The 10,005-nt window shown below is 73.3% G+C and carries 9 protein-coding genes and 1 pseudogene; 4 read left to right on the top strand and 6 right to left on the bottom strand.

Going from position 1 to position 10,005, the window contains the following annotated elements:
- A pseudogene (locus UO65_RS36810) lies at positions 1–538 on the top strand (hypothetical protein); the annotation flags it as partial.
- 625 nt (positions 539–1,163) lie between these two features.
- Here the strand turns inward: UO65_RS36810 and recG are convergent.
- Both recG and UO65_RS18345 read right to left on the bottom strand, forming a co-directional pair.
- A complete protein-coding gene (recG, locus tag UO65_RS18350) occupies positions 1,164–3,335 on the bottom strand; it encodes an ATP-dependent DNA helicase RecG (RefSeq protein WP_035284206.1) in 2,172 nt (723 codons plus the stop codon).
- A 119-nt stretch (positions 3,336–3,454) separates the two neighbouring features.
- On the bottom strand, positions 3,455–5,074 hold the full coding sequence (locus UO65_RS18345; protein WP_035284217.1) for a DAK2 domain-containing protein: 1,620 nt from the start codon (positions 5,072–5,074) through the stop codon (positions 3,455–3,457).
- 193 nt (positions 5,075–5,267) lie between these two features.
- On the opposite strand from UO65_RS18345, the gene rpmB reads away from it, so the two are divergent.
- On the top strand, positions 5,268–5,459 hold the full coding sequence (rpmB, locus tag UO65_RS18340; RefSeq protein ID WP_035284204.1) for a 50S ribosomal protein L28: 192 nt from the start codon (positions 5,268–5,270) through the stop codon (positions 5,457–5,459).
- A gap of 76 nt (positions 5,460–5,535) precedes the next feature.
- On the opposite strand, the gene UO65_RS18335 is transcribed toward rpmB, so the two are convergent.
- The 4 genes from UO65_RS18335 to UO65_RS18320 are packed head-to-tail and all read right to left on the bottom strand — an operon-like array spanning position 5,536 to position 8,941.
- Entirely contained in the window at positions 5,536–6,708 is a 1,173-nt protein-coding gene (locus tag UO65_RS18335) for an MFS transporter (RefSeq protein WP_035284202.1), read from the bottom strand.
- Positions 6,709–6,741: 33 nt separating this feature from the next.
- Complete coding sequence (locus UO65_RS18330) at positions 6,742–7,416, bottom strand: uracil-DNA glycosylase (protein ID WP_110081727.1); 675 nt, start codon at positions 7,414–7,416, stop codon at positions 6,742–6,744.
- 11 nt (positions 7,417–7,427) lie between these two features.
- Positions 7,428–7,937, bottom strand: coding sequence for a GNAT family N-acetyltransferase (locus tag UO65_RS18325; RefSeq protein WP_035284212.1), 510 nt, complete (start codon positions 7,935–7,937; stop codon positions 7,428–7,430).
- A gap of 29 nt (positions 7,938–7,966) precedes the next feature.
- A complete protein-coding gene (locus UO65_RS18320; RefSeq protein ID WP_035284201.1) occupies positions 7,967–8,941 on the bottom strand; it encodes a thiamine-phosphate kinase in 975 nt (324 codons plus the stop codon).
- A 110-nt stretch (positions 8,942–9,051) separates the two neighbouring features.
- Between UO65_RS18320 and UO65_RS18315 the strand changes: the two genes are divergently transcribed.
- The gene (locus UO65_RS18315; protein ID WP_035284199.1) at positions 9,052–9,285 is read left to right on the top strand and encodes an Lrp/AsnC ligand binding domain-containing protein; all 234 of its coding nucleotides are present in this window, start codon (positions 9,052–9,054) and stop codon (positions 9,283–9,285) included.
- A gap of 19 nt (positions 9,286–9,304) precedes the next feature.
- The gene (locus UO65_RS18310; RefSeq protein WP_052021327.1) at positions 9,305–9,898 is read left to right on the top strand and encodes a DUF3515 domain-containing protein; all 594 of its coding nucleotides are present in this window, start codon (positions 9,305–9,307) and stop codon (positions 9,896–9,898) included.
- Positions 9,899–10,005: the final 107 nt, after the last annotated feature.

The raw sequence follows: 10,005 nt of genomic DNA, 5'->3' as shown, positions 1-10,005 counted from the left end.
CGACCTCAAGGCCAAGCGCGAACAGGCCGAAGCGGCAGCCGCCAAGCTCGTCGCGGACACCGAGAAGCTCAAGTCGGACACCGAGAAGTCCATCGCCGCCCTGCGCGCCAAGGTCGACGCCGAACTCAAGTCCCAGCGCGAGGCAGCGGAGAAGCAGGCCGAGAAGCTCATCGCCGACGCCGAGAAGCACAAGGCCGACACGGAGAGGTCCGTCGCCGACCAGCGCACCAGGACCGAGGCGGAACTCAAGTCCCAGCGCGAACAGGCCGAGAAGCACGCGGCCCGCCTCGTCTCCGAAGCCGAAACCAAACTGGCCGACGCCAACGACCGCCACTCCAAGGCCGACGCGTTCGAGAAGCGCGTCTCCGAGCAGGTCACCAACACCTTCTCGATCCTCGAAGAGGCCAAGAAGCACTTCACCGACATGTTCACCAAGGCCGAGGGCGCAGCAACCGTCAAGCCCGAAGCCCTCAAGACGGCCGCCGAGCAGCAGAAGCCCTCGAACACCAACGGCACCCCCGCCCGCACCGGCCGCTGATCACAGCCCAGCAGCCCTCAGGCCGCCAGCAGTGAGCAGTGAGCAGTGAGCAGTGAGCAGTGAGCAGTGAGCAAGTAAAAACGTGAGCGACAAGCAAGTGGCCCCCGGCACCAGCCGGGGGCCACTTCGCTGTCCACCGGCCTTGAAAGCCATTGGTCTGCAACGAAACGCAGGCCCGCCACCCAACGCCAAACCCCCACACCCACCCGGCCGCACGCCCGTCACAAGCCACCCCAAAGCCACCACCCCCGCCACCAGCACCCCCCTCCCACGAGCAACAAACCCATGGCCTAGGGGGAGGGCCCGAACTTGTCCCGGCCGCCGTTAGCTCTGCGAGCGCGGTGTCAAGGGTGGCCGAAGGCCATCGGCGAAGCCGACGCCGAAGGCGCCCTTGACGCCGCGCTCGCAGAGTTAAACAATCGCGGCCCCCAAGGTCAGGCCCTTGCTTTTCACCACGCCACAGCGACCCCCGAGGCCAGGCCCTTGCTCTTGACCACGCCACAGCGACCCCCGAGGCCAGGCTCCTGCTCTTCACCACGCCACAGCGACCCCCGAAGTCAGGCCCGCGCTTTTCACCAACCCACAAGCCCCGCAGCCCAGCAGCGCCGCAGGCGAGCAAGCAGGATCAAGCCTTCTCCAAGTACTCCGCCCGCTCAGCGTTCACCACCTGAGCCACCATCCCCGCCAACCCCGGATAAGCCCCCAACCCCGGATCATCAGCGATCAACGCCTGAGCCACCACCCGCGCGTCAGCGATGATCCCCTCATCCCGCAACAACGACAGCATCTTCAACCCCGACTTGGTCCCCGACTGCGAAGACCCCAACACATCCCCTTCCCGCCGCAACTCCAGGTCCAGCCGAGCCAACTCGAACCCGTCCAACGTCGAAGCGACCGCGTCCAACCGCTCCCGGGTCGACGTCCCCCCGATCATCTCCGTCACCAGCAGGCAAACCCCCGCAGCAGACCCACGCCCCACCCGCCCCCGCAACTGGTGCAATTGACTCACCCCGAACCGATCGGCGTCCAGGATCACCATCGCCGTCGCGTTCGGCACGTTCACCCCCACCTCGACCACCGTCGTGGCCACCAGCACGTCCACCGCCCCCGAGGCGAACCCCCGCATCACCCGATCCTTGTCCTCCGCCGCCATCCGCCCGTGCAGGACGTCGACCGAAAGCCCGGCGAGCGCACCCCCCGCCAGATCAGGCGCCACATCAGCCACGGCCAACGGCGGCCGCCGCCCCGACCCGTCATCGGCCACAGCCGAGTCCTCGTCCCCGATGCGGGGGCACACCACGTAGGCCTGGTGCCCCGCGGCGACTTCCTCGCGGACCCGCTGCCACACCCGGTCCAGCCACGCGGGCTTCTCCGCCACCGGCACCACGGTCGTCGAGATCGGCGAGCGACCCGCCGGGAGCTCACGCAGCGACGAGGTCTCCAGGTCCCCGTACACGGTCATGGCCACGGTCCTCGGGATCGGCGTGGCCGTCATGACCAGCACGTGCGGGCTCAGCGCCCCCGCCCGGGCCCGCAGCGCGTCCCGCTGCTCCACGCCGAACCGGTGCTGCTCGTCGACCACCACGAACCCCAGGTCGGCGAACGCGACCTTGTCCTGGATCAGCGCGTGCGTGCCCACCACGATCCCCGCCGCGCCGCTGGCGGCGTCGAGCATCGCCTGCTTGCGCTGGGCCGTGGACAGCGACCCGGTCAGCAGGGTCAACGCGGTGGCGTTCTCCGCGCCGCCCAACTGCCCCCCGCTCGCCAGGTCGCCCAGCAGTTCGGTCAGCGACCGCGCGTGCTGCGCGGCCAGCACCTCGGTGGGGGCCAGCAGCGCCGCCTGCCGCCCGGAGTCGACGACCTGGAGCATGGCCCGCAGCGCCACGATCGTCTTGCCGGAGCCGACCTCCCCCTGCAGCAGCCGGTTCATCGGGGCTTCGCCCGCGAGGTCGGCGGCGATGGCCGCGCCCACCTCGTTCTGCCCCGCCGTCAGGGTGAAGGGCAGGCGCTGGTCGAACGCGTCCAGGATGCCGCCGGGGCGGGGCGGGCAGGCCGGGGCCGGGCGGGCCGCGGCGGTCTGCCTGCGCTGGGCCAGCGCCAGTTGCAGGGACAGGGCCTCGTCCCACTTCAAGCGCTTGCGCGCGGTCTCCAGGTCGTCCCACTCAGCGGGGCGGTGGATGGCGCGGACGGCCACGTCGTACTCGGCGACGTCCAGGCGCTTGCGCAGCTCCTCGGGGAACGGGTCCTCGATCTCGTCGAGCATCGCCAGGGTCTGCTGGACGCACTGGGCGATCTGCCACGACTGGATCTTCGCCGAGGCCGGGTAGACCGGGATGAGACCTCCGGCGAACTCCTCCACGGCGGGGGCGCCGTCGGTGGACTCCGGGTCGGCGTCGAGGAGCTGGTAGTCCGGGTTGGCCAGTTGCAGCTTCTGGCGGAAGGCGGTGACCTTGCCCGCGAACAGGGCGCTCGTGCCGGGCTTGAGCTTGTCCAGGTGCCACGGCTGGTTGAAGAACGCGCAGTCCAGCGAGCGCCTGCCGTCGGTCAGCGAGACCTCGACCAGGGAGCCGCGCTTGGTCTTCATCTGCCGCTTGGTCACCGACACGACCTTGGCCATCACCGTGACGTGCTCGCCCACCTCCAGCCCGGCGATGTCGGTGAGCTGCCCGCGCTCGGCGTAGCGGCGCGGGTAGTGGCGCAGCAGGTCCCCCGCGGTCTCCAGGGTGAACGCGGCGGCCAGCGCGTCCGCCGACTTCTTGCCCACCACCCGGTCCAGCCGGTCGCTCAGCGACGCCATCGCCGTTGCCCACCCACTTCCCGCGATTCCACTTCCCGCACTGCCTCGGTCACCGGCCGATTATGTCGACCCCCACCGACAGCGGTCGCGGCCCGTCCACAGCGGGTCACCGGGGCGGGTCATTCCAACCCGAGCAGCAGCACCGAATCCGCCTGCCCACCCGCGTACACGACCAGGTCGGCCTCGGGGCGCTCGGCGCGCAGGAACGCCGCCAGCCCGTCGGCCAGCCCCTCCGGCGCGTCGCGGCCGAGCAGCGCGGTCACCAGTTCCCCGCCCGCCGCCAGCAGCCTGCGCGCCACCGCGCGGGTCGCCCTGGCCAGCGCCTCCACCCCGGGCGGCCCCGGTTCCACCAGCACGACCTCGTCGTCGGCCAGCGCCAGCACGTCGTCGGCGCGGCACGGTCCGGCCCAGGTGATCGCGTCCTCGACGGCCACCCGCACCTCCCCGCGGCGGGTCGCGGCGGCGGCCTCGGTCATCGCCACCACGTCGTCGGCCGGTCTGCGGCGGGGGTCGTGCACGGCGACCGCCGCCAGCACCTGCACCGGGGAGGCGCACGGGACGACCACCACGTCCTGCCCCCCGGCCACCGCCCGGATCGCGGCCTCGTCGGCGAGTTCCATCAGCAGCGGGTGCCCGGGCAGCACGGTGACGTGCGCGGCGCCGGTGGCCGTGATCACCTGCGTCAGCTCGTACGGCGTCGGTTCCTCCCCGTCGCCGACGCGCAGCACGGCCACCCCCTCGGCGAGCAGCAGTTCCGCCAGCCCCTCCCCGCGCACGGGCACGACCACGGCGCGGTCGCGGGTGAACCGGGCAGGGCCGTCCGGGGCGGCGTCGGCGAACCGGGCCACCCGGATGCGCCGCGGGCTGCCCACCCGCACCCCGGCCTCGACGGCCCCGCCGACGTCGTTGCAGTGCACGTGCACGGTCCACAGCCCGGCCCCGTCGCCGACGACCGAAACCGAGTCCCCGAGCCCGACGAGCACCTCCCGCAGCGCGCCCGCCGTGGCGTCGTCGACCCCGTCGAGCAGGTACATCACCTCGTAGGCGTACAGGTCCGACCCCGCCTCCCGAGGCGCCACGTGCGGGTTCACCGGCCGGGCGACGGTGGTGCCCGCGTCCCGCAGGTCCGGTTCCCGCCCCTGCACCACGGCCAGCAGCGCGTCGAGCAGCACCACCACCCCGCGCCCGCCCGCGTCGACCACCCCGGCGTCTGCCAGCGCGTCGAGCTGGCGCGGCGTGTGCTCCAGCGCCACCGCGGCCGCCCGCACCGCGGCCTGGGCCACCCCGTGCAGCCCCTCGCCACCGGTCGCCGCCGCGGCCGCCGACAGCACGCTGATCATGGTGCCGGGCACCGGCTCGGCCATCGCCGCGGTGGCCAGCTCCGCCCCCCGCCGCAGCGCCCGCCGCAGGTGCTCCCCCTCGACGACGGGCTGCTCCCGCACCGCCTCGGCCATGCCGCGCAGCACCTGCGACACGATCACCCCGGAGTTGCCCCGCGCCCCCGCCAGCGCCCCGGTCGCCAGCACCCCGAAGGCCCCGCCCGCGTCCGCCCGTTCGGTCACCGGGGCCCGCAGCAGCGCCTCCAGGGCCGCGCGGACCGTGGTGAGCAGGTTCGACCCGGTGTCCCCGTCGGCCACGGGGTAGACGTTGATCCGGTCGATCGCCTCCCGGTGCGCGTCCAGGGCGCCGACGCACGCCGCGGCCCACCGCCGGACCGCCGCCGCGTCGAGTGCCTCCAGCAACCGGGCCTCCCAGCTCGTCGGTCCCCTCCGGCGAGGGTAACCACCGGTGGGCACCCACCCGGTTTGGAGCACCGGCGGGGCACCGGTTACCCTGTGCAGACCGCCTGGGCCCGCCTGGGCTCTCGTACGTGCGCCCGCAGTGGTCGAGGAATCGACCGGCCGGGCACCCGCAACCTGAAGGAGTGTCGACGTGGCTGCCGTGTGCGACGTCTGTGGCAAGGGGCCAGGCTTCGGCAAGTCGGTCTCGCACTCGAACCGGCGCACCAACCGCCGGTGGAACCCGAACATCCAGACCGTGCACGCGAAGACCGGCGTTTCCCAGCGCAAGCGGTTGAACGTGTGCACCTCCTGCCTGAAGGCGGGCAAGGTCGTTCGCGGCTGAGCGAGTCACCGCAGCAGATCCCCGACCGGCGTCCGAGGCCACCAGGCCCCGGGCGCCGGTTCGCTGTGCGCACCCCTCAGGCGTTGAACTTGGACGCCACCCGACCGCGGGCCACGGCGACGGAGGCGAGTCCGACCAGGACGGCCGGGATGCCCGCGAGCGCGAACGTCCACCGCGGCCCCACCAACCCGGTCAGCACCCCGCCGGTGACCATCCCGGTGACGTTGGCGGTCATCAGCACCGACCCCATCGCGGCGAACGCGCGCCCGCGCAGGGCGTCGGGGGTGCGCAACCGCACCAGCGCCTGGTTGATCACGTTCTGCGCCCCGTTGGTGATCCCGCCGAGCGCGTACCCGACGACCACGGCGGCGGTGAACGGCACGGCGGCGGGCAGCACCATCGCGGCGCCCATCACCGCGCAGGACGACCCCAGGCCCACCAGCAGCGCCGTGGCGGTCCGCAGCCCGGTGACCAAACGGACGCCGACGAGCATCCCGACCATCCAGCAGGCGTGCAGCACCCCGAGCAGCACCACGTCCCCGCCGAGCACGTCGGTGACGTAGAACACGTTCGCCACCTCGGTGAACATGACCCCGAGGCACGCGATCGCCAGGCAGGTCGCGGACGTGCTCAGCACCCGGTCCGCCCGCAGGTGCCGGATGCCGTCAGCCGCCCGCACCCGCCCCCCGCCGCGTTCCGGGCGGCGCTCGGCGCGGACGAGGCACAGGCCCAGCGCCTGCACCGCGTAGGTGCAGGCGTCGACGAGCAGCGCGCGCTCGGTGCCCAGCGCGGCCACCAGGACCCCGCCCGCCGCCGACCCGGCGAGCGTGCCGAGGGCGCGGCCGGTGGCGATCCACGAGTACCCGCGGGTGGCCCCGTCCTCCCCCACGACGGCGGGCACCAGCGCCGCGGCGGCCGGGTTGACCACGGCCGTGCCGCACCCCAGGGCGAACAGCAGCACCAGCGTGGCGGCCAAGTTCCCCAGCGTCGCCACGATGCCGAGCACGGCGGCGCCCTGGAGCACCTGCCCGGCGATCATCAGCCTGCGGTTGGGCAGCCGGTCGACCAGCAGCCCGGCCAGCGGCGCGCCCAGCGCGATGGGCAGGAACTCGGCGATCAGCACCGCGGTGACCGCGAACGCCCCGAACTCCTTGAAGTGCACCAGGAGCACGAGCAGCGTCACCGCGGACCCGAACAGCGACACCCCCGCCCCGGACGCGATCAGGACCAGGTCCCTGGTGTTGCGCACGCGTCCGACGCTAGCGGGGGCGAACAACCGGTTCTACGGGAGCTTCCAGTCCACCGGCTCGCCGCCCTGCTCGACGAGCAGCGCGTTGGCCCGGCTGAACGGCTTCGACCCGAAGAAACCGGCGTGCGCCGACAGCGGGCTGGGGTGCGCCGACTCGATGGCGGGCACGTCGCCGAGCATCGGCTTGAGGTTGCGCGCGTTGCGCCCCCACAGGATGGCCACCAGCGGGCCGCCGCGCGCCGCGAGCGCCCGGATGGCCTGCTCGGTCACCTGCTCCCACCCCTTGCCCTGGTGGGAGTTGGCCTTGCCCGGTTCCACGGTGAGCGCCCTGTTGAGCAGCAGCACCCCGTGCTCGGCCCACGGCGTGAGGTCCCCATTGGACGGGAGGGGGAGGCCGAGGTCTTCCTGGTACTCCTTGTAGATGTTGATGAGGCTCTTGGGGATGGGCCGCACGTCCGGGGCCACGGAGAAGGACAGGCCCACGGCGTGGCCGGGGGTGGGGTAGGGGTCCTGCCCGACGATGAGGACCCGGACGTCGGCGAAGGGCTGCTTGAAGGCGCGCAGGACGTTCTCGCCCGCCGGGAGGTAGCGGCGGCCCGCGGCGATCTCCGCGCGGAGGAACTCGCCCATGGTGGCGATCTGGTCGGCGGCGGGGGCGAGCGCTTCGGCCCACCCGGCTTCGACGGTCTCGGACAGCGGTTGTGGCACGGCGTTGGAGCCTACTCGGGTGTGCCGACCCGTTCGTCACTCACTCGGGTGTCGTGATCGGTCCCCAGCGACCGGAGTTCCTTGCCGAGGTGGACCGATCCCTCCTCGTCGGCGTAGTAGCCGAACGGGGGCACGGGGGTGTAACCGGCGGACCGGTACAGGGCGATGGCCTCCGGCTGCTCGTCGCCGGTCTCCAGGACGAGCCTGCGCAGGCCCGCCGCCCGCGCGGTGTCCTCCAGTTCGGCCAGGACGCGCCTGGCCAGTCCCCGGCCGCGGGCGGAAGCGTTGACGTACATGCGTTTGATCTCGGCGTCGTGCTCGCCGTGGCGGCGCCAGCCGCCGGTGGCCACCGCGACGCCGTCGAGGTAGCCGACCAGGAACAGCCCGTGCGGCGGGGCGAACTCGGCCGGGTCGACCGGGGTCAGGTCGACGTCGCCGTAGCGGACGACGTACTCCTGCTGGACCTCGGCGATGAGGGTGGTCGAATCGGGGTGGTCGTAGGTGAGGACTTCGATGCGCACCACCCGATTGTGTCCCACCACCCCGACGGTCAGCGCCAGTGCTGCCAGCCGGTGGCCCCTGGGTAGGGCCTGCCGTCGACGGTCACCGCGGGGCCGGTGCCGGGTCGGGTGACGGTGCCGATGGTGCGCCAGCCGTCGGGCACCGCGTCGGGGTCGGGGAAGGTGGCGGCCAGCGCGTGGTCCTCGCCGCCGGTGAGCACCCAGTGCCGGGGGTCGCCGCCGAGCGCGGAGGCGACGTCGATCAGCCGCTGGTGCACCTCGACCAGGTCCGACCGCACGTCGACGGCGACGCCGGAGGCCGCGCACAGGTGCCCGAGGTCGGCGAGCAGGCCGTCGGACACGTCGAGCATCGCGGTGGCACCGGCGTCGGCGGCCCGCGGTCCGGCCGCGTAGTCCGGCTCCGGTGAGCGGTGGGCGGCCACGACGTTGACCGGGGACCGGAACCCGCGCTTGAGGACGGCCAGCCCGGCCGCGCTCCAGCCGAGCTTGCCCGACACCGCCAGCACGTCGCCGGGCCTGGCCCCGGACCTGGTGACCGGTGCGCGACCGCGCAGCTCGCCGAGCGCGGTGATCGAGATCACCAGCACCGGGGCGGTCGCCATGTCGCCGCCGACCACCCCGACCGACGCCCGCCGGGCCTCGGTCCACATGCCGTCGGTGAGCCCCTCCAGGACGGTGGTCTTCGTGGTCGCCGGGCAGGCGAGGCCCACCAGGACGGCGGTGGGCACCGCGCCCATGGCCGCCACGTCGGCCAGGTTCGCCGCGACCGCCTTGCGCCCCACCTGAGCCGGGTCCGACCAGTCGAACCGGAAGTGCACGCCCTCCACCAGCACGTCCGTGCTGGCCACGACCCTGCCGTCGGCCGCGGTCACCACGGCGGCGTCGTCGCCGGGGCCCAGCAGCGTGGCCGCGGGCTGGACCCGCCCCTCGGTCAGCCGCCGGATGAGCCCGAACTCGCCGACGTCGGCGACCGTCTCCGGGGCCCCCGGGATCTCAGGTCGCACCCATGTCCTCCGATCACCGACTTTCGGACCCCCCACCGAAACCGCGTCTGGGGTACGTTGCTGGACACGTTCCTACCTCTTGGGGACACCTAGCCGCGAAGGGGCGCGCCGTGGTGCACGCATACATCCTGATCCAGACCGAGGTCGGCAAGGCCGCCGCGGTCGCGTCCGAGATCGCCGGGCTCCAAGGGGTGACCACGGCCGAGGACGTCACCGGGCCCTACGACGTGATCGTGCGCGCGGAGGCCGACAACGTGGACCTGCTGGGGCAGCTCGTGGTCGCCAACATCCAGAACGTGGAGGGCATCACGCGCACGCTGACCTGCCCGGTGGTGCACCTCTGAGGCGTGGTCCACTGGGGCGGTGAACGCCCCGACCACCCCCGCCCCCGCCGCCGGACCGTCCCGCCGCGCGGTGGTCGCCGCCGCGGTCCTGGTGGCGCTGCTGGTCGCCGGGGTCGTGCTGGCCAGCCGGTTCCTCGGACCCGCCGACACCGCCGCGCAGGACCCCACCGCATCGAATCCCATGGCGGCCCCGCGCACCGGCCCGGTCGGCCTGGTCCCGGTGGAGGCGCCGGACGCCGGGTCGCCGTCGTGCGCGTCCCTGGTCGGGCAGCTCACCGGTGCGCTGCCCAACGGCGACGGCACGCTGGAGAAGCTGCCCGTCGCCGACCCCGCCCCGGCCGGGGCGGTCGTGTGGGGTGACCGGGTGGCGGAGCCGGTGGTGCTGCGCTGCGGCCTGTCGAAACCGGGCGAGCTGACGCCGACGGCGCAGCTCCGCGTGGTCTCCGGGGTGCAGTGGCTGCCGGTCGAGGGCACCGGGGCGTCGACGTGGTTCGCCGTCGACCGGCCGGTGTACGTGGCGCTGACGCTGCCCGACGGGCTGGGCACCGGTCCGCTGCAAACGGTGTCCGAAGTGGTCGGTCGGGTGCTGCCGGCGCAGCCGGTGCGGCCGTAGTGTCCTGAGACTGGGTTTCGCTGGGGTGCTTGGGTGGGCTTGGCCGTTTTCAGAGCCCGGTCGTTTGTCGTGGGTGCCCGGCTGGGTGGATGTGTTTGGCCGGGGCC

The sequence above is a fragment of the Actinokineospora spheciospongiae genome (genome assembly GCF_000564855.1).
GTDB lineage: Bacteria > Actinomycetota > Actinomycetes > Mycobacteriales > Pseudonocardiaceae > Actinokineospora > Actinokineospora spheciospongiae.
This window is presented reverse-complemented; position numbering and strand designations above follow the sequence as displayed.